This window comes from Pseudomonas sp. PGPPP1, assembly GCF_002255865.1.
GTDB lineage: Bacteria > Pseudomonadota > Gammaproteobacteria > Pseudomonadales > Pseudomonadaceae > Aquipseudomonas > Aquipseudomonas cremoris.
Map to the genome: position 1 here is coordinate 156,969 of NZ_NKIG01000010.1, position 19,928 is coordinate 176,896.

The 19,928-nt window shown below is 60.7% G+C and carries 13 protein-coding genes; 6 read left to right on the forward strand and 7 right to left on the reverse strand.

Going from position 1 to position 19,928, the window contains the following annotated elements:
- Positions 1–58: 58 nt before the first annotated feature.
- From smc to CFE47_RS14015, 3 genes are read right to left on the reverse strand one after another with little or no spacing between them, the layout of a single operon-like run.
- Positions 59–3,547, reverse strand: a complete 3,489-nt coding sequence (smc, locus tag CFE47_RS14005) for a chromosome segregation protein SMC (protein WP_286837823.1) — start codon at positions 3,545–3,547, stop codon at positions 59–61.
- 2 nt (positions 3,548–3,549) lie between these two features.
- The gene (locus tag CFE47_RS14010; RefSeq protein WP_185703434.1) at positions 3,550–4,209 is read right to left on the reverse strand and encodes a GntR family transcriptional regulator; all 660 of its coding nucleotides are present in this window, start codon (positions 4,207–4,209) and stop codon (positions 3,550–3,552) included.
- Entirely contained in the window at positions 4,206–4,388 is a 183-nt protein-coding gene (locus CFE47_RS14015; RefSeq protein WP_178924569.1) for a hypothetical protein, read from the reverse strand. Before CFE47_RS14015 ends, CFE47_RS14010 begins: the two co-directional genes overlap by 4 nt.
- Before the next feature lie 101 nt (positions 4,389–4,489).
- Here CFE47_RS14015 and xdhA point away from each other — a divergent pair, with 101 nt between their 5' ends.
- The 4 genes from xdhA (at position 4,490) to guaD (ending at position 10,604) form a co-directional block, all read left to right on the forward strand.
- Complete coding sequence (xdhA, locus tag CFE47_RS14020) at positions 4,490–5,938, forward strand: xanthine dehydrogenase small subunit (protein WP_185703432.1); 1,449 nt, start codon at positions 4,490–4,492, stop codon at positions 5,936–5,938.
- The gene (xdhB, locus tag CFE47_RS14025) at positions 5,931–8,330 is read left to right on the forward strand and encodes a xanthine dehydrogenase molybdopterin binding subunit (RefSeq protein ID WP_286837828.1); all 2,400 of its coding nucleotides are present in this window, start codon (positions 5,931–5,933) and stop codon (positions 8,328–8,330) included. Before xdhA ends, xdhB begins: the two co-directional genes overlap by 8 nt.
- Before the next feature lie 117 nt (positions 8,331–8,447).
- Positions 8,448–9,287 (forward strand): xanthine dehydrogenase accessory protein XdhC, encoded by an 840-nt coding sequence (gene xdhC / locus CFE47_RS14030; protein WP_286837830.1) that lies wholly within the window; start codon positions 8,448–8,450, stop codon positions 9,285–9,287.
- A gap of 12 nt (positions 9,288–9,299) precedes the next feature.
- A complete protein-coding gene (gene guaD / locus CFE47_RS14035; protein WP_286837831.1) occupies positions 9,300–10,604 on the forward strand; it encodes a guanine deaminase in 1,305 nt (434 codons plus the stop codon).
- 159 nt (positions 10,605–10,763) lie between these two features.
- On the opposite strand, the gene CFE47_RS14040 is transcribed toward guaD, so the two are convergent.
- The gene (locus CFE47_RS14040; protein WP_135288557.1) at positions 10,764–11,528 is read right to left on the reverse strand and encodes a GntR family transcriptional regulator; all 765 of its coding nucleotides are present in this window, start codon (positions 11,526–11,528) and stop codon (positions 10,764–10,766) included.
- A 214-nt stretch (positions 11,529–11,742) separates the two neighbouring features.
- Between CFE47_RS14040 and CFE47_RS14045 the strand changes: the two genes are divergently transcribed.
- Positions 11,743–12,933, forward strand: a complete 1,191-nt coding sequence (locus tag CFE47_RS14045) for a benzoate/H(+) symporter BenE family transporter (protein ID WP_185703425.1) — start codon at positions 11,743–11,745, stop codon at positions 12,931–12,933.
- A 37-nt stretch (positions 12,934–12,970) separates the two neighbouring features.
- Here the strand turns inward: CFE47_RS14045 and CFE47_RS14050 are convergent, their stop codons facing one another.
- Positions 12,971–13,315, reverse strand: a complete 345-nt coding sequence (locus tag CFE47_RS14050; protein WP_003193255.1) for a YggL family protein — start codon at positions 13,313–13,315, stop codon at positions 12,971–12,973.
- 236 nt (positions 13,316–13,551) lie between these two features.
- Here CFE47_RS14050 and dacB point away from each other — a divergent pair, with 236 nt between their 5' ends.
- Positions 13,552–15,012, forward strand: coding sequence for a D-alanyl-D-alanine carboxypeptidase/D-alanyl-D-alanine endopeptidase (gene dacB / locus CFE47_RS14055; RefSeq protein WP_286837835.1), 1,461 nt, complete (start codon positions 13,552–13,554; stop codon positions 15,010–15,012).
- Between the two features lie 123 nt (positions 15,013–15,135).
- Here dacB and CFE47_RS14060 read toward each other — a convergent pair whose 3' ends face one another.
- Positions 15,136–17,538 carry a sensor domain-containing diguanylate cyclase gene (locus CFE47_RS14060; RefSeq protein ID WP_286837837.1) on the reverse strand — a complete coding sequence of 801 codons (2,403 nt, stop codon included), beginning with the start codon at positions 17,536–17,538 and terminating at the stop codon, positions 15,136–15,138.
- Between the two features lie 141 nt (positions 17,539–17,679).
- On the reverse strand, positions 17,680–19,928 hold a 2,249-nt coding region (rlmKL, locus tag CFE47_RS14065; RefSeq protein WP_286837839.1), incomplete at its 5' end, for a bifunctional 23S rRNA (guanine(2069)-N(7))-methyltransferase RlmK/23S rRNA (guanine(2445)-N(2))-methyltransferase RlmL.

Genomic DNA, 19,928 nt, shown 5'->3' on the forward strand with positions numbered 1-19,928 from the left:
TTTGCCAGCCTCGTAAAAGACCTTACATCCTGCCGAAAATTCTCTTTCAAAGCGCGGGTCAGGATTCCACCATCGCCATCGCTTCTTCCACATCCACGGCCACCAAACGCGAACAGCCAGGTTCGTGCATCGTCACACCCATCAGTTGATCGGCCATTTCCATGGCGATCTTATTGTGGGTGATATAGATGAACTGCACCGTCTGGGACATCTCTTTCACCAGTCGTGCGTACCGTCCAACGTTAGCGTCATCCAGCGGTGCGTCAACTTCATCGAGCATGCAGAACGGCGCCGGGTTCAACTTGAAGATGGCAAATACCAGGGCCAAAGCGGTCAGGGCTTTTTCGCCACCGGACAACAAATGGATGGTGCTGTTCTTCTTGCCCGGAGGCCGCGCCATGATCGTTACCCCTGTATCGAGTAGATCTTCGCCTGTCAGTTCCAAGTAAGCGCTGCCACCACCGAAAACTTTTGGGAATAACGCCTGTAAACCGCTATTAATCTGATCAAAGGTATCTTTGAAGCGATTACGGGTTTCCTTGTCGATCTTGCGGATCACGTTTTCCAACGTGTCCAGGGCTTCGACCAAGTCGGCATCCTGGGCATCCAGATAACGCTTACGTTCGGACTGCTGTTGGTATTCGTCGATGGCGGCGAGGTTGATCGCGCCAAGGCGTTGGATACGTGCAGCAATGCGCTCAAGTTCTTCTTCGGCGTCTTTCTCGTTGGCCTGGGCGGTCAACGTATTAAGTACGCCATGCAAGTCATAGCCGTCTTCCAGCAACTGATCCTGCAAGGTCTTGCGGCGCACGGTCAGGGCTTGCCATTCCATGCGCTGTTGTTCGAGTTGGCCGCGGATCAGTTGGGATTGCTGCTCGGCCTGGGTCCGGCGTTTTTCTGCATCGCGCAGTTCGCGGTCGGCGTCTTCAAGCGCGATCTGCGCGGTCTTGAGTTCTTCGTCGACCGTCATGCGCTTGTCGAGCAGTTCTTCGAGCTTGAGGCGCAACTCTTCGAGCGGCGCTTCGCCCTCTTCCAGGTTAAGGCTCAGTTGCTCACGCTTTTCGGTCAGGCGTTCGGATTGCATCTCCAGACGCTCAAGGGCCTGGGCCGTGGACGCGTGCTGGGCTTTGAGCGAGCCCAACCGCACCGCCAACTGATGAGCATGATCCTTGTGCTGCCGCGCCTCCTGACGCACGCGGTCGAGGCGTTCGCGCAGGCTGTCGCGCTGGGCCAGCAGCAATTCACGTTGCTCGGTGTCCAGCGCCATGCTGTCGAGGGCTTCCTGCAAGTGCAGGCGCGCTTCGCCGATCTGTTCGTGCTCCAGGGCCCGCTGCTCGCCCATCTCGGCAACTTCTTCGTCTAGGCGAGTGCGGCGCAGGGTCAGTTGTTCAGCCTTGGCTTTGCTCGCAGAGAGCTGGGCCTTGAGTTCGCCTTGCTGGCGCGCTTCGTCCTGCAACAGACGGCGCAGGTGTTCGCGGCCAGTCTCTTGCTGACGCTGGGTGGCGCGCAGGGTTTGCAGTTGGGTTTCCAGGCTTTCCAGAGTGGCTTCGCGCTCTTCGCGTTCGGCGATCAGGTTGACGATTTCCTGGCCTCGGGCCAGAACGCCGCTTTCCGCTTCACTGGCACGGCGCACCCGCAGGAAGTGGCGACCCACCCAGTAGCCATCACGGCTGATCAGGCTTTCACCGGCGCCCAGTTGGCCGCGTTGGGCCAGCGCCTGTTCCAGGGAATCCACTGGTTTGACCTGGCCCAGCCATGGCGACAGATCAATGGCTGCCTCAACCTTGTCCAGCAGGCTGCCCGGCACGCGCGCGCCATCGGCCGCGGGGCTGAGCAAACGCAAATCACCCTGGGCAAAACCGGCCAGGTCGAAGCCGCCAAAATCATCCACCAGCACGGCTTGCAGGTCGGCGCCCAGCACGGTTTCCACCGCCAGTTCCCAACCGGCTTGCACTTTCAAGCCTTCGGCCAATCGCGGGCGTTCAGCCAGGTGTTGATCACGCAACCATTCGGCGGTGCCGGTGCCTGGGTCCAAGGCCGCTTGCTGCAAGGCTTCGAGGGACGCCAAGCGCCCGTTCAACCGCTGCAAATCGCCCTGGGCCTGTTGCTGCGCCTGGGTCGCCTGTTGCAGTTGCTGACGCAATTGCTCAAGGCGCTCCACTTGTTGTTCTTCACTGGCTTCCAGCTCTTCCAGCGTCATTTCGCTTTCGGCCAGTTGCTCGCTCAGTTCCATGATCGCTGCGTCTTCCGGGTCGGCGGACAGCAGCGCACGTTCCTCCTGCATGCGACGCTGGCGCTCGGCCAGGCGCTCCATGCTGGTTTCCAGTTGCTGGATGCGCGACTGCTGCACCTCGGCCTGGCGGCGCGGCTCGGCGGATTGCAGGTTGAACGTGTCCCACTGCTCCTGCCAGCCATGCATGGTGGCTTCGGATTCTTCCAGGGCGGCGGCGGCTTCTTCGGCGGCAGCGCTGGTGACTTCCTGCTCGGGGGTGAGCATGTCCAACTCCTCCCCAAGGGTCAGCAGCAAGGTACGATCGTGGCCCAGGTGCGACTCCGTCTCCAGTCGCGCGCGCTCGGCCTCCTTCAAATCGTCCTGCAACTGGCGCAGGCGCTGCTGGCCGTGCTGGATGCTCTGCTCCACCCGGGCAATATCGCCGCCCACCGAATAGAAACGGCCTTGCACCAAATTGAAGCGTTCGGACAGGTCATGGTGACCGTCACGCAAGCGCTCGATGCTGGCGTCGGCGTTGCGCTGCTCGGCCACCAGCGCTTCAAAACTGATTTCCTGGGTGCCGATGATCGCTTCGCGCTGGCCAACCTGGTCATTCAACGCCTGCCAACGCAGGGCCGACAGTTGCGCCTTGAGCTGGCGCTCCTCGCCCTTGTATTCCTGATACTTCTCGGCAGCCTGGGCCTGGCGGTGCAGGCGCTCCAACTGGCGCTCCAGCTCTTCGCGCAGGTCGGTGAGGCGGGCGAGGTTTTCGTGGGTGCGACGAATGCGGTTTTCGGTCTCGCGGCGGCGCTCCTTGTACTTGGAGATGCCGGCCGCTTCTTCGATAAAGTTGCGCAGGTCTTCGGGCTTGGCTTCGATCAGCTTGGAGATCATGCCCTGTTCGATGATCGAGTAGCTGCGCGGGCCCAAGCCGGTGCCGAGGAAAATATCGGTGATGTCTCGACGGCGACACTTGGTGCCGTTGAGGAAGTAGCTGTTCTGGCTGTCGCGGGTCACTTTGCGGCGGATGGAGATTTCCGCGTAGGCCGCGTACTCGCCAATCAACGTGCCGTCGGAGTTGTCGAACACCAGTTCGATGCTGGCCTGGCTCACGGGCTTACGGCTGGTGGAGCCGTTGAAGATGACGTCGGTCATCGACTCGCCACGCAGGTTTTTTGCCGAGCTCTCGCCCATCACCCAGCGGACGGCGTCGATGATGTTCGACTTGCCGCAACCATTGGGCCCGACCACCGCCGCCATGTTACTGGGGAAGTTCACCGTGGTCGGGTCGACGAAGGATTTGAACCCCGCCAGTTTGATGCACTTGAGCCGCACGCTTAGGCGTCCGCCAAGGCTGCGATGACCAGTGAGCAACTGCGCTGGCCGTAGGCGGACAGCACTTGGCGGATCTGCGCCAGGTCACGGGCGAGTACGGCGGCGAGCAGTTGCTCGAACAGCACCAGGTATTCGCTCATGGACGCTTTGCGCTGGTCCAGGGCCAGGTAGTAGGCGCGGTTCATCGCCGGCTGCAGGTTTTCGACGGTTTCCTGTAGATACGGGTTGTTGGCGAAGGGGTACGCGGCGCGCATCACGTTGAAGCTTTCTTCGACGAAGGCGCGGATATCCTGGCGCTCGAAGCTGACGATCAAGCGCTGCTGGATCTGCAGGAATGGCGCCATGTCGGCCTGGGTCTGCCAGCCTTCGGCAACGGCATTGCCCAACAGAATGTACAACTCGCCCATCAGCGTGCACAGGCTCTGCACCTTGTGCGCGGTGAGTTCGGTGACGTGGGCGCCTCGGCGCGGCAGGATCGCGATCAGGTGGCGGCGTTCGAGGATCAACAAGGCTTCGCGCACGGAACCACGGCTGACATTGAGCGCCAGCGTGACCTTTTGCTCCTGGATTCGCTCCCCAGGCTTGAGATCGCCGCGAATGATACGTTCGGCGAGGTGGTGAGCAATTTGCTCGGCGAGACTGTCCGGCGCCTTGAACGTCATGTTTTCCCTTCAAAATCTTCTATCGGTACAAGCGCGGCAGTGTAGCGCATTGGCCCGCTGATGGCGCTACGCCCGCCGTGGCGAATTTGGCATGAAATAAGCAACGTTGAAAAGCCAAAAGCCCCTGAAAACGCCGGTTCCAGAAGACTGGACCATAATTGAAAGTGTTGCGACTGCATTTTCTTGACCTTCTGGTCAGAAAATCGTTGACCGAAAAGTCAGACATGACTAGATTCGGCGCAAAGCGGTTAACAACAATAATGAGTCTGCGAGGCCTTCCGTGATCCAGTTTTTACTTAACCAGGAACTCCGTAGCGAGCACGCCCTGGACCCCAACCTGACCGTGCTCAACTATTTGCGTGAGCACTTGGGCAAATCCGGTACCAAGGAAGGCTGCGCCAGTGGCGATTGCGGTGCATGTACCGTGGTGGTCGGCGAACTGCACGCCGATGCTCAAGGCATCGAGCAAATTCGTTATCGCAGCCTCAATTCGTGCCTGACCTTTGTCTCGTCCCTGCACGGCAAGCAGTTGATCAGCGTAGAAGACCTCAAGCACCAGGGCCAACTGCACAGCGTGCAACAGGCCATGGTGGAATGCCACGGCTCGCAATGCGGCTTTTGCACCCCGGGTTTTGTGATGTCGTTGTTTGCCCTGCAAAAGAACAGCGATGCCCCCGACAGCCAAAAAGCCCATGAAGCCCTGGCCGGCAATCTCTGCCGTTGCACCGGTTATCGCCCGATCCTTGCCGCTGCCGAACAGGCTTGCTGCAACAAACCACAAGACCAATTCGACAGCCGCCAGGCCGAGACCATCGCGCGCCTCAAAGCCATCGCGCCCACCCAGACCGGCGAACTCAACAGCGGCGACAAACGTTGCCTGGTGCCGCTCACCGTCGCCGACCTGGCCGACCTCTACGACGCCTACCCCCAAGCGCGCCTGCTGGCCGGTGGCACCGACCTGGCGCTGGAGGTCACCCAGTTTCACCGTACGCTGCCGGTGATGATCTACGTGGGCAACATCGCCGAGATGAAGCGCATCGACGACTTCGACGACCGCCTGGAAATCGGCGCTGCCACCGCCCTCTCCGACTGCTACAGCGCGCTGCACCACCAATACCCTGACTTCGGCGACCTGCTGCACCGTTTCGCCTCCTTGCAGATCCGCAACCAAGGCACCCTGGGCGGCAATATCGGCAACGCTTCGCCCATCGGCGACTCGCCGCCACTGCTGATCGCCCTCGGCGCGCAGATCGTGCTGTGCAAGGGCGAAACCCGGCGCACCCTCGCGCTGGAGGACTACTTCATCGACTACCGCGTCACCGCGCGTCAAGACAGCGAATTCATCGAGAAAATCATCGTGCCCAAGGGCCACACGCTGTTTCGGGCCTACAAGGTTTCCAAGCGCCTGGACGATGATATTTCTGCGGTTTGTGCCGCTTTCAACCTGAAGATCGACAACGGTGTCATCCGCGAGGCCCGCGTCGCCTTCGGCGGCATGGCCGCCACGCCAAAACGCGCCCAACACTGCGAGGCCGTGTTGACCGGTGCCACTTGGAACGCCGCCACCGTCGAGAAGGCCTGCGCCGCCCTGGCCGAGGATTTCACCCCGCTGTCGGACTTCCGCGCCAGCAAGGAATACCGCCTGCTCAGCGCACAGAACCTGCTGCGCAAATACTTCATCGAACTGCAAACGCCGCACATCGAGACTCGGGTGACCGCTTATGTCTAACCATCACGCCGTCGTTAAAACCCAAGCCGAACTCGCCGAACTGTTCGCCCAGGACCTCACCTCCGGTGTGGGCCGCAGCGTCAAGCATGACAGCGCCGCCAAGCATGTTTCCGGCGAAGCGCAATACATCGATGACCGCCTGGAATTCCCCAACCAATTGCACCTGTATGCGCGCATGTCCGACCGTGCCCACGCCCGCATCATCAGCATCGATACAGCGCCGTGCTACGCCATTGACGGCGTGCGCATCGTCATCACCCACGAAGACGTGCCGGGCCTGAAAGACATCGGCCCGCTGATGCCTGGCGACCCGTTGTTGGCCATCGACACGGTGCAGTTCGTCGGCCAGGTGGTACTCGCCGTCGCGGCGCGTGACTTGGAAACCGCGCGCAAAGCCGCGATGGCAGCCGTGATCGAATACGAAGATCTGGAACCGGTGCTGGATGTGGTCGAGGCGTTTCGCAAAAAACACTTTGTGCTGGACAGCCACACCCACCAGCGCGGTGATTCGGCAAGCGCACTGGCGAGCGCGAAAAACCGCATCCAGGGCACCCTGCACATCGGCGGCCAGGAACACTTCTACCTGGAAACCCAGATCTCCTCGGTGATGCCCACCGAAGACGGCGGCATGATCGTCTATTGCTCCACGCAAAACCCCACCGAAGTGCAGAAACTGGTGGCCGAAGTGCTGGACGTGTCGATGAATAAAATCGTCGTCGACATGCGCCGCATGGGCGGTGGTTTCGGCGGCAAGGAAACCCAGGCTGCCAGCCCCGCGTGTTTGTGCGCCGTGGTCGCGCGCCTTACCGGCCAGCCGACCAAGATGCGCCTGCCGCGTGTGGAAGACATGCTGATGACCGGCAAGCGCCACCCCTTCTATATCGAATATGACGTGGGCTTTGACGACACCGGCCGCCTGCACGGCATCAACCTGGACCTGGCCGGCAACTGCGGCTGTTCACCGGACTTGTCGAACTCGATTGTCGACCGTGCGATGTTCCACTCCGACAACTCGTATTACCTGGGCGACGCCACGGTCAACGGCCATCGCTGCAAGACCAACACCGCGTCCAACACTGCCTATCGCGGCTTCGGCGGCCCGCAAGGCATGGTCGCCATCGAGGAAGTGATGGACGCCATCGCTCGCCATCTGGCGCTGGATCCGCTGGCGGTGCGCAAGGTCAACTACTACGGCAAGACCGAACGCAACGTCACCCACTACTACCAGACTGTCGAGCACAACATGCTCGAAGAAATGACCGCCGAGCTTGAGGCCAGCAGCCAATACGCTGAGCGCCGTGAAGCGATTCGCCTGTACAACGCCCACAGCCCGATCCTGAAAAAAGGCCTGGCGCTGACCCCGGTGAAATTCGGTATTTCGTTTACCGCGAGCTTTCTCAACCAGGCGGGCGCGCTGATCCATATCTACACCGATGGCAGCATCCACCTGAACCACGGCGGTACCGAGATGGGCCAGGGGCTGAACACCAAGGTTGCGCAAGTGGTGGCCGAAGTGTTCCAGGTTGAAATCGACCGTGTGCAGATCACCGCCACCAACACCGACAAGGTGCCCAACACCTCGCCGACCGCCGCCTCCAGCGGTGCCGACCTGAACGGCAAGGCCGCGCAGAACGCCGCCGAAACCATCAAGCAGCGCCTGGTGGAATTTGCCGCGCGCAAGTACGACGTGAGTGAAGCGGATGTGGAGTTCCACAACGGTCATGTACGCGTGCGCGACCAGATCCTGACGTTCGAGGCGCTGATCCAGCAGGCGTATTTCGCCCAGGTGTCGCTGTCGAGCACCGGGTTCTACAAGACCCCGAAAATCTTCTACGACCGCAGCCAGGCACGCGGTCGGCCGTTCTACTATTTCGCGTTCGGCGCGGCGTGCTGCGAAGTGATCGTCGATACGCTGACCGGTGAATACAAGATGCTGCGCACCGACATCCTCCATGACGTGGGCGCCTCGCTGAACCCGGCCATCGACATTGGCCAGGTAGAAGGCGGGTTCATCCAGGGCATGGGCTGGCTGACCATGGAAGAGCTGGTGTGGAACAACAAGGGCAAGCTGATGACCAACGGCCCGGCCAGCTACAAGATCCCCGCCGTTGCAGACATGCCGCTGGACCTGCGGGTGAAGCTGGTGGAAAACCGCAAGAACCCTGAAGACACGGTGTTCCATTCCAAGGCCGTGGGTGAGCCGCCGTTCATGCTCGGGATCGCCTCGTGGTGTGCGATCAAGGATGCAGTGGCGAGCCTGGGTGACTATCGCCATCAGCCGAAGATCGATGCGCCGGCGACGCCGGAGCGGGTGTTGTGGGGGTGTGAGCAGATGCGGCAGTTGACTGCGTCTTCGCCTGTGGAAACTGAAACCGAGTTGGCTTCGCTTTAGACCGAGGTGCTGCCATCGCAGGCAAGCCAGCTCCCACATTTTGATCTGTGAACACTGTCAAATGTGGGAGCTGGCTTGCCTGCGATAGCGGTCTCAAAGACACCACAAGAGGTGACTATGAATTATTGGATCAGCGCCCTCGCGAATCTGCAAAACAGCGGCGAACCCTGCGTGCTCGTGACCATCATCGAAGAGCTCGGCTCCACCCCGCGCAACGCCGGCTCCAAGATGGTCATCAGCGCCGCCCAGACCTTCGACACCATCGGTGGCGGGCACCTGGAATACAAGGCGATGCAGATCGCCCGTGACATGCTTGTGCGTGGCCAGCAGAACACCCATCTGGAGCGTTTCAGCCTGGGCGCGAGCCTGGGCCAGTGTTGCGGCGGCGTGACCGTGTTGCTGTTCGAACCGATGGGCCAGATACAAGCGCAGATCGCGGTGTTCGGCGCAGGCCACGTGGGCCGCGCACTGGTGCCGCTGCTGGCGAGCCTGCCGTGCCGGGTGCGCTGGATCGACTCCCGTGAGCAGGAGTTTCCGGAACATATCCCCGAAGGCGTGCGTAAAATCGTCAGCGAAGAGCCGGTGGACGAAATTGCCGACCTGCCGGTGGGCAGTTACTGCATCGTCATGACCCACAATCACGCACTGGATTTGGAACTCACCGCCGCCCTGCTCAAGCGCAACGACTTTACCTACTTCGGCCTGATCGGCTCGCAGACCAAACGCGTCAAATTTGAACACCGCCTGCGTGACCGCGGCTTCGACGCCGCACAGCTGCAACGCATGCACTGCCCCATGGGCCTCACCGAGGTGAAGGGCAAATTGCCGGTGGAGATCGCTATTTCCATCGCCGGCGAAATCATCGCCACCTATAACGCCAATTTCGGCCGGCACACCGCCAGCGCCGAACCCATTGCCAAACTGCTGCCGGCCTCGCGTCGCAGCCAAGCCATTTGAATTGAGACGACCATGCCTTTGACTCGCAAAGCCTACCGTGCCGCCCTGTTGCACAGCATCGCCGACCCTGCCGAAGTGGGTATCGAAGCCTCCTATGAGTATTTCGAAGACGGCCTGCTGGTGATCGAGAACGGCAAGATCAGTGCCGTCGGCCATGCCGGTGATTTGCTGCCGACCCTGCCGGCCGATATTGAAATCACCCACTACCAGGACGCACTGATCACCCCCGGCTTGATCGACACCCATATCCACCTGCCGCAGACCGGCATGGTCGGTGCCTACGGCGAGCAGTTGCTGGATTGGCTCAACACCTACACCTTCCCGTGCGAAAGCCAGTTCGCCGACAAGGCTCACGCCGAGGAAGTCGCGGACATCTTCATCAAGGAACTGCTGCGCAATGGCACCACCACCGCGCTGGTGTTTGGCAGCGTGCATCCACAGTCAGTTAATTCGTTCTTTGAAGCGGCCGAGAAGCTCGACCTGCGCATGATCGCCGGCAAGGTGATGATGGACCGCAACGCGCCGGACTACCTGACCGACACCGCCGAAACCGGCTACCAGGAAAGCAAGGTGCTGATCGAACGCTGGCACGGCAAAGGCCGCCTGCACTACGCCGTCACGCCACGTTTTGCGCCGACCAGCACACCGGAACAATTAACGTTGGCCGGGCAATTGCTGGGGGAATACCCAGACCTGTACATGCAGACCCACATCAGCGAGAACAAGCAGGAAATCGAGTGGGTGAAGCAATTGTTCCCGGAGCGCAACGGCTACCTGGATGTATACGACCACTACAAGCTGCTGGGCGAACGCTCGGTGTTTGCCCATGGCGTGCACCTGTGTGATGACGAGTGCGCACGGCTGGCGGAAACGGGTTCGGCGGTGGCGTTCTGCCCGACGTCAAACTTCTTCCTCGGCAGTGGCTTGTTCAACCTGCCGATGGCAGAAAAGCACAAATTGAATGTAGGCCTGGGCACCGACGTGGGTGGCGGTACCAGTTTCTCGCTGCTGCAAACCCTGAACGAAGCCTACAAGGTCATGCAGTTGCAGGGCGCGCGCTTGAGTCCGTTCAAGTCGTTGTACCTGGCAACACTGGGCGGCGCCCGGGCGCTGCGCCTGGAAGACAAGATCGGCACGTTGCAGCCAGGGACGGATGCGGACTTCTTGGTATTGGATTACAACGCTACGCCACTGCTGAGCTATCGCTTGAAGCAGGCCAATAACATTGCCGAGACGTTGTTTGTGTTGATGACGCTGGGGGATGATCGGACGGTGTTGCAGACCTACGCGGCGGGCAACCTGGTGCACCAGCGCTGACTTCAGCCACACCATAAAACCAATGTGGGAGCGGGCTTTTTGTGGGAGCCGGGCTTGCCCGCGATGCAGACACCTCGGTCTTTCAGACAGACCCAGGTGATCTCATCGCAGGCAAGCCAGCTCCCACAGAAGCCAGCTCCCACATTTTTTTGATCAGGCTTACAGCTTGATCGAGGAACGCCCCGGCTTCTTGGTTTGCAGCAAATGCGAAAACACCGCATGCAAATCATCCGACGCGCTTTCCTCATCGAGGTTGAGCTTGCTGTCGATGTGATCCATGTGATGCATCATCAGATCCACTGCCAACACCGCGTCGCGCGCTTCGATCGCATCGATCAACTGGGTGTGTTCATCGTACGAGCAGTGCGAGCGGTTGCCGCTTTCGTACTGGGCGATGATCAACGAGGTCTGCGACACCAGGCTGCGCTGGAAGCTGATCAGCGGTGCGTTCTTCGCAGCTTCCGCCAGCTTGAGGTGGAATTCGCCGGAAAGCCGAATGCCGGCACCTCGGTCGCCACGGGAAAAGCTGTCGCGCTCGTCATTAACCATCTGGCGCAATTCGGCCAGTTGCTCGGCGGTGGCGTGCTGCACCGCCAATTCGGTGATCGCCCGCTCCACCAGACGCCGCGCCATGAAGACCTGGCGGGCTTCCTCGACACTCGGGCTGGCAACCACTGCGCCGCGATTGGGCCGCAACAACACCACGCCTTCATGGGCCAGGCGCGAAAGTGCGCGGCGAATGATGGTGCGGCTGACGCCAAAGATTTCGCCCAGTGCCTCTTCACTCAATTTGGTACCGGGTGCCAGGCGTTGTTCGAGGATCGCTTCGAAGATATGCGCGTAGACGATATCGTCCTGGGTTCCGCTGCGACCGGCCTTGCCGGCTCGCGGTGTTTTCTTGAGAGGTTGCAACTGTTCGTTCATGGGCACTCGGGTTTGGAGAACGGCGGCGAATTAACGGTAATACGGCAACAGCGGGTCGCTGGCAAGTATCACCTAAAAACAGGGCACATTGTACACAACCGAATGCGCCAACACACTGTACGGCTGTTTGTGGCCCCGGCTGTATTGCAATGAGTAGTTACGTTTGAGTTTAGGCTTGAATTCGATTTTTCATCGGTAGAAGGAACACCGCTCCATGACCGACGCCACTCAAGCGCCACTGCGCCCGCTGGCCGACTCTTCACCGTCGGCTGTCGTCGCCGGTTTTATCGCCATGATGACCGGCTATACCAGTTCCCTGGTGCTGATGTTCCAGGCCGGCCAAGCCGCCGGCTTGACCACGGCGCAAATTTCCTCGTGGATCTGGGCGATTTCCATCGGCATGGCGGTGTGCAGCATTGGCTTGTCCCTGCGGTATCGCACGCCGATCACGATTGCCTGGTCCACCCCCGGTGCGGCCCTGCTGATCACCAGCCTGGGCGGCGTGAGTTACGGCGAAGCCATCGGCGCCTACATCACCTGCGCAGTGTTGGTAACGCTCTGCGGGCTGACCGGCAGCTTCGAAAAACTGGTCAAGCGTATCCCAGCGTCATTGGCAGCGGCGCTGCTGGCGGGGATTCTGTTCAAGATCGGCAGCGAGATCTTTGTCGCCGCCCAACACCGTACAGGCCTGGTGCTGGGGATGTTTTTCACCTACTTGGTCATCAAGCGCCTGTCGCCACGTTATGCGGTACTGGCCGCGTTGGTGATTGGCACGGCATTGTCCGGGGTGATGGGCTTGCTGGATTTCAGCGGTTTTCACCTGGAGGTAGCAACACCGGTGTGGACCACACCGCACTTCTCCCTGGCAGCAACCATCAGCATCGGCATCCCGCTGTTCGTGGTGGCCATGACGTCGCAGAACATGCCGGGAGTCGCTGTTTTACGTGCCGATGGCTACAACGTACCGGCCTCGCCACTGATTACCGCCACGGGCCTGGCGTCCCTGGTGCTGTCGCCGTTCGGCTCCCATGGCATCAACCTGGCAGCGATCAGTGCGGCGATCTGCACCGGGCCCCACGCCCATGAAGACCGCAACAAGCGCTACACGGCCGCCGTGTGGTGCGGGGTGTTCTACGGGATTGCCGGCGTGTTCGGCGCAACCTTGGCAGCACTGTTCGCCGCCTTGCCCAAGGAGTTGGTGCTGTCGATTGCGGCGTTGGCGTTGTTTGGCTCGATCATCAATGGTTTGAGCATCGCCATGAATGAACCGAAGGAGCGGGAAGCGGCGCTGATCACCTTTATGGTTACCGCGTCTGGCTTGACGCTGTTTTCCATTGGGTCGGCGTTCTGGGGGATTGTGGCGGGGGTGTTGACGCTGCTGATTCTGAACTGGCGCAAGGCATAAAAAAACGGCGACCCTCAGGTCGCCGTTTTTTTCAGTATCACTTAGCCGCGTTGATCGGCTTTTCCGGATACCACACGTCCAGCAGCGGGCTGACTTCAGCCTTGGTCAGCTCGGAACGGGTTTTCAGCCAGGCTTCAACAGCAGCACGTTGCTCTTCGGATACCGAGCCGCGCTTCTGCAGGCAAACCAGACCGTAGTCGTCGCCGCCAACATAGCCCAGACCGTTGGCTTCCATGGCTTCTTTGATGAATGCTTCGAGGAAAGCGTCGATAGCTTCTTCACTCAGGCCTTCGTTGAAGTCCAGGTTCAGTTCGAAACCCAGCTCTTGAAATTCATCAACGCACAGTTTTTTGCGCAGACGCTGGGAACGGTTAGTCGCCATTGGAACAATCCTCTTAAGTAATAACGGGCGGCACTTTAGCAGTTTAAGGAGGCAATTGCCCGACTCTCTGGGACAGGCGGCGCTTTGCCTGTAAAAAAACCCCGAATACCAGCTATCGTTCAGCTACAAGTGGCCCTACCTTGGGGCATAATGCCGACACTTTCATGACTAATGAGGGATTTTCTTACATACCCCTCACCTTTTTCACCCTCCTCAGCAGTAGGGTCTTATCACCTATGATCAAATCTTTGCGTTCAGCACTACTCGCCGGTCTTATTCTGCCACTGGCCTTTTCCGCTACCGCTGCCCCCGTCAACAACAGCCTGCCACCGAATGTCCAGCAGGCGCTTTCAAAAGCCAAACTGCAAAACACCGCACTGTCCCTGGTGATGATTCCCCTGAACGGGCCGGGCACTCCCACCGTCTTCAACGCGGATGTGTCGGTGAACCCAGCGTCCACCATGAAGCTGGTCACCACCTACGCGGCCCTGGAAATGCTCGGCCCCAATCACCAGTGGAAAACCGAGTTCTACACCGACGGCACTCTCAGTGGCGGCGTGTTGCATGGCAACCTGTACCTCAAGGGCGGCGGCGACCCCAAGCTGAACATGGAAAAACTCTGGCTGTTGATGCGCGACCTGCGCGCCAATGGCGTACAACAAGTCACCGGCGACCTGGTGCTGGACCGCGGCTTCTTCAACCCGCCGCAACTGCCGGAATTCAATGACGACGGCAACGACGAGAACAAGCCGTTCCTGGTCAAGCCCGATGCCCTGCTGGTCAACCTCAAGGCGCTGCGCTTCGTGACCCGCAACGACGCTGGCCGCGTACTGGTGTCGGTAGAGCCGCCGATTGCCAGCATCCGTATCGACAACCAGGTCAAGGTTTCCAACGCCAAGCAGTGCACCGGTGACGTGCGCTACAACCCGGTCACCGCCGCCGATGGCAGCGTCACCGTGACGGTCAGTGGCCAGTTGGCCGATGGCTGCAGTTCGCAGACGTATCTGTCTCTGCTGGACCATGCGACCTACACCGCCGGCGCCGTACGCGCGATCTGGCAGGAGCTGGGCGGCACCATTCAGGGCCGCGATATCCAGGCGCCGGTGCCCAAGGATGCCAAGGTACTGGCTCGGGCGTTCTCGCCGGACCTGGCGGAAATTATCCGCGACATCAACAAATACAGTAACAACACCATGGCCCAACAGCTGTTCCTGAGCCTGGGCGCACAGTTCCGTAACGATGCCGACGGCGACGACGCCAAGGCCGCGCAACGCGTGGTACGCCAGTGGCTGGCGAAGAAAGGCATCACCGCGCCGCACCTGGTGATGGAAAACGGCTCCGGCCTGTCCCGTGCCGAACGGGTCAGCGCCCGCGAAATGGCCGCTATGCTGCAAGCCGCCTGGAAAAGCCCCTATGCAGCCGAATACATCAGCTCGCTGCCGATCGCCGGCACCGACGGCACGATGCGCAAACGCCTGAAAACCACCGCCATGCGCGGTGAAGCCCACGTCAAGACCGGCACCTTGAACACCGTGCGGGCCATCGCCGGGTTCAGTCGCGACAACAACGGCAATACCTGGGCAGTGGTCGCGATTCTCAACGATCCGAAGCCATGGGGCGCTTCATCGGTGCTGGACCAGGTGCTGCTGGACCTGTATCGCCAACCAAAAGTAGCCGCCGCAGCCCCCGTTTTGTAGTGAGCGGGCTTGCCCCGCGCTGGGGGGCGAAGCCGCCCTAAACCCAGGGACCTCGGTTTTACTGAAATACTGCGGCGCCCCTGTTAGGGCGGCTTCGCCACCCAGCGCGGGCAAGCCCGCTCACTACAGGGCCTGTACTCGTTCGGACTCTACGCGGTCACGGCCGGCCTGCTTGGCCACGTATACCGCCGAGTCGGCGCGCAGCAACAGGCCATCAATGCCCTCATCGATGCGCCAGCTGGCCACGCCAAAGCTGGCGGTGACGATACCCACCGGCGTCATGGGTGCGTTGCGCAACGACTGCCACAACTCCATCGCCAGGCTGTACGCCTGTTCGCCGTCGGTATTGGGGCACAACACCACGAACTCTTCACCTCCCAGGCGGCAGAACACATCGGTGCGGCGCACGCGTTGACCGATACGTTTGCACAACTCCTGCAACACCCCATCGCCTACCCCATGCCCATATTGATCGTTGATGCGTTTGAAATGGTCGATATCCAGCATGATCAGTGACAAGGCTCCCGAGCTGCGGTTGAGCCTCACCATTTCGGCCTTGAGACGGTCCTGGAAATAACGCCGGTTGTGGATACCGGTGAGGGAGTCGGTGATGGACAGTGCGCGCAGCTCTTCTTCCACCCGTTTTAAATCGGAAATATCCGACACGTAGCCGTGCCACAACGTACCGCCTCCAGGTAATTCTTCCGGGGTGGCCTCGCCGCGAATCCAACGCAAGCCACGCTGTGGCAACAACACCCGATACTCTTCGCGCCAGTGGCTCAACTGCAACGCCGACAAACGAATAGACGCGCGCACCCGCTCAGCATCCAGTGGGTGGATGCGCTCGAAGACCTTTTTTGCGTCCTGTTGCAACACCCCTGGGTCGATCTCATAAATGTCCCGCATGCCGTCGCTGGCGTAGATAAAGCGCCAGTCGTCCTGAGGTTCGACGGTGAACTGGAAGATCCCACCTGGCACGTGGGCACTGAGTTTCTTCAGCAATCGGTCCCGCGCGGCCAACGCCTCATAGGCGCGCTTTTGTTCGGTAATATCGAGGTAAATCGCCAGGTGGCCGATCCACAGACCATGATCATCCAGCAACACGGTGGCGAGCATATTGACGGTCAATTGGCTGCCGTCCTGGCGGCTTAAACTCCATTCGCGGGCTTCGTGCAGGTTGTCCGGGCTTTCCACCAGCATCGCCTGGCTCGCCGGAATGCGCTTGCCTAGCGCCACACTCAGGCTGGCAGAGCGTGCTTCCAGCTCCGGCGCCAAATGCAGGCTTTCGAGGGTCAGCCTACCCACCACCTGCGCGGCCTTGAACCCGAGCATGTTTTCCGCGCCAGCGTTGAATGTGTTGATGACACCGCGCAGATCCGTGGCAATGATCGCGACCTGGGTGGCGGCGTTCAGAACACTGCGCAGTTGACCATGGGCCCCACGCAACTCCTGCTCGCGCAGACGTAACTGGGCGGTGCGCTGTTCCACCAGTTTCAAGGCGCGCTGGCGTTGGCTGACGAGCATGTAAAGCAAGGCGCTCAGCAGTACGCTAAGCAGCCCACCCATGGCCAGGATGGTGCTCAGGGAGGAGTGGTTGGCCAGGTCGAACACCTGACTCGGGCGCAAACTCAGGGTGTAGACGTGATCCCCCAGGGTCAGGCGACGTGCGGCAATCAGGTCGCTCTCGCCCAGCGCGTTACTGGATTCGTAGAGCACTCGTGCTTGTGTGTCGGAGGTGTCGACAATCTGCACCACCAGGTTATCCCGGTCTGGCTTGGGCAACCCATCGGCCACCAGTTGGCGCATGCTGATCACGGCCATCACATAACCATAGGGCTCATTACGCAATTGCTCAGCAGTGGGCAGGTTGCTGACCGGCGCCACCAACAACACGCCAGTGGCGTAGGCAGGTTCCACACCAACCAGTTGCATCGGTTGAGACACCGCCAGCTTGCCGCTCTTTTGCGCACGCTCCAGGGTGGCGCGTCGCAGCGGCTGGGCCAACAGATCAAAGCCTAGGGGAGAACCCAGCAAGCTCTGGGTCTGGCTGTACAGCACCGGTACATATTCATCACGCTCGGGCGCAGGCGCCAGCTCACCGGCCGAATTCAGCTCGCGGATAACAAAGGGCCTGCCGAGCTGCCGGGAGACTTCGCGCTCGAATTGATTGCGCTGGTTGCGAAACACTCGCGGCGCCCAGGAATAGGCGCGGGTCCGCAATAACAACGGTTGGGCGAAACCGTCGAACTCTTCGCGGGACACGTCGTCCGAGTTGACGAAAAACCGGCGCAGGCTGTTCAGGCGTTGTTCCTGGTCCTCAAAGCGCTCCTGCAGGCGGGAATAGCGCTCGTTGACCAGCAACTGGAAGCGCTGGCGCACCTGTTGCTCATACAGGTCAAAAGCCGCCCAGGCGATGATGACCGTCAGCGCACACCCTGCCAACACCACCACCAATGCCACCAGCCAAGCCGACGCCTGCTCACTGATAAAGCCTAGGATCTTTGGGCGAACAGCTTGTAACGGCATAGGCAACACTCACAACGCCAGCGTGCGGGGGGTGTCACTTTGGCTAGGCCTTAAGTTATAGCCATCAGCCTGGTGTTTGACCAGCGCAAAAAAGCCGCAAGCCCGGATTAGTCCCGGCTTGCGGCTTCTTGTGTACGGCAATCAGCGCGCGGTGATTTTCCAGGCCCTGTGGATCTTGGCATTACGCGCAAAGTCCGGGTCGATAGTCTTGTCGCTGATCTCCTCGACCGCATAGCGTTCGCTGAGATTGTCTTCCAGCTGGAACTTGCGGAAGTTATTCGAGAAATACAGCACGCCACCTGGCGCCAGACGCGCCATCGCCAGGTCGAGCAATTGCACGTGATCACGCTGCACGTCGAAAATGCCTTCCATGCGCTTGGAGTTGGAGAACGTCGGCGGGTCGATGAAGATCAGGTCGAACTCATCGCGGCTCGCCTCCAGCCACGCCATCACATCACCCTGCTCCAGACGGTTCTTGTCGGAGAAACCGTTGAGGGAGAAGTTGCGACGGGCCCAGTCCAGGTAAGTCTTGGACAGGTCGACGCTGGTGGTGCTGCGCGCGCCGCCCTTGGCTGCGTGCACACTCGCCGTGGCGGTGTAGCAATACAGGTTGAGGAAACGCTTGCCGGCCGCTTCTTTCTGGATGCGCATGCGCATCGGGCGGTGGTCGAGGAACAGGCCGGTGTCCAGGTAGTCGGTGAGGTTTACCAGCAGCTTCACGCCGCCTTCGCTGACCTCGGTAAACTTGCCCTGGGCGCTTTGACGCTCGTACTGCTTGGTGCCGCTCTGGCGCTCGCGACGCTTGACCACCACGCGGCTCTTGTCGATGTTCAGCGCCTGGGGAATGGCAGCCAGGGCATCGAACATGCGCGCAGAGGCTTTTTCCGGGTCGATGGACTTCGGCGCAGCGTATTCCTGCACGTGCACCCAGTCGTGGTACAGGTCGATGGCCATGGAGTATTCCGGCATATCGGCGTCGTACACGCGGTAGCAATCCACGCCTTCGCGCTTGGCCCACTTGCCCAGTAACTTGAGGTTCTTTTGCAGGCGGTTGGCAAACATCTGCCCGCCTTCGCTCAGGCGCGGCTGCTCGACTACCGGAGCCGGGGCTGGCTTGATTGGGTTGCCGTTCTTGTTGTACTGGCGCTCTTGCGGTTCGGCCGGGGCTTGGTCATAAGCGGCTTGCTCACGTTCAGCCTGGCGTTGCTCCGGTGTACGACGCTCGCCGGTGACGAACTGGTCCGGGTTGACCTTGATCAACAGCAACTTGCACGGCAAGGCGCCGTTCCAGAACGAGTATTGCTTGTGGCTGCGGATGCCCATGCGCTTGCCCAGGTCTGGCGCACCGGTAAACACCGCCGCTTCCCAACCCATGCACGCTTGGCGCAGACGCTCGCCGAGGTTCTGGTAGAGGTACAACAGGCTGGCTTCGTCACCCAGCCGCTCGCCGTACGGCGGGTTGCAGATGACCAGGCCTTTCTGGTTCTGATCCGGACGCGGCTCGAACGTACCGACCTCGCCCTGGTACACCTTGATCCAGTGACTCAGGCCGGCGCGCTCGATGTTGTTGCGCGCGGGCTGGATCAAACGCGGGTCAGCTTCATAGCCGCGCACCCACAACGGCGGCTTGTTCATGCCGATGGTGGCGCGCTCAGCCGCTTCTGCGTGGAGTTTTTTCCACAGCGCCGGGACGTGGCCCAGCCACGTGGTAAAGCCCCACAGTTCGCGATTCAGGTTGGGCGCCATGTCGGCGGCGATCATCGCGCCTTCCACCAGGAAGGTACCTACGCCGCACATCGGGTCGGTCAGCGCGCCGCCTTCGGCAGCAATGCGTGGCCAGCCAGCGCGAATCAAGATCGCTGCGGCCAGGTTTTCCTTCAAGGGTGCGGCACCCTGCTGCAGGCGGTAGCCGCGCTGGTGCAGGCTGTGGCCGGACAGATCGAGGGACAGGATCGCTTCGCCACGGTCCAACCGCAGGTGAATGCGCAGGTCCGGGTTGATCTTGTCGATGGACGGGCGTTCGCCGGTCGGGGTGCGCAGCTTGTCGACAATCGCATCCTTGACCTTCAGCGCGCCGAAGTGGGTGTTATCGATGCCTGAGCCATGCCCACTGAACTCCACCGCCAGGGTGCCATCGGGGACCATGTGGTCGGCCCATTCGATATCCAGCACGCCGTGGTAGAGGTCTTCGGCGTCCTTCATCGGGAAGCGCTTGAGCACCAGCAGCACGCGGTTGGCCAGGCGTGACCAAAGGCACAGACGGTAGGCGGTTTCCATGTCGGCCATGCCGCGCACGGCCGAGGTGTGCTCGCGGGCTTCCTCAAGGCCAAGCCCGACGGCTTCCTCGATCAGCAGGCCTTCGAGGCCCTTGGGGCAAGTGAGGAAGAGTT

Bases quoted from the DNA above. Each gene is read 5' to 3' on its own strand.
- CFE47_RS14010 (WP_185703434.1), bottom strand. From the start codon at position 4,209: ATGACGTTCAAGGCGCCGGACAGTCTCGCCGAGCAAATTGCTCACCAC.
- CFE47_RS14015 (WP_178924569.1), bottom strand. From the start codon at position 4,388: ATGCAGTCGCAACACTTTCAATTATGGTCCAGTCTTCTGGAACCGGCG.
- xdhB (WP_286837828.1), top strand. From the start codon at position 5,931: ATGTCTAACCATCACGCCGTCGTTAAAACCCAAGCCGAACTCGCCGAA.
- xdhC (WP_286837830.1), top strand. From the start codon at position 8,448: ATGAATTATTGGATCAGCGCCCTCGCGAATCTGCAAAACAGCGGCGAA.
- guaD (WP_286837831.1), top strand. From the start codon at position 9,300: ATGCCTTTGACTCGCAAAGCCTACCGTGCCGCCCTGTTGCACAGCATC.
- CFE47_RS14040 (WP_135288557.1), bottom strand. From the start codon at position 11,528: ATGAACGAACAGTTGCAACCTCTCAAGAAAACACCGCGAGCCGGCAAG.
- CFE47_RS14045 (WP_185703425.1), top strand. From the start codon at position 11,743: ATGACCGACGCCACTCAAGCGCCACTGCGCCCGCTGGCCGACTCTTCA.
- CFE47_RS14050 (WP_003193255.1), bottom strand. From the start codon at position 13,315: ATGGCGACTAACCGTTCCCAGCGTCTGCGCAAAAAACTGTGCGTTGAT.
- dacB (WP_286837835.1), top strand. From the start codon at position 13,552: ATGATCAAATCTTTGCGTTCAGCACTACTCGCCGGTCTTATTCTGCCA.
- CFE47_RS14060 (WP_286837837.1), bottom strand. From the start codon at position 17,538: ATGCCGTTACAAGCTGTTCGCCCAAAGATCCTAGGCTTTATCAGTGAG.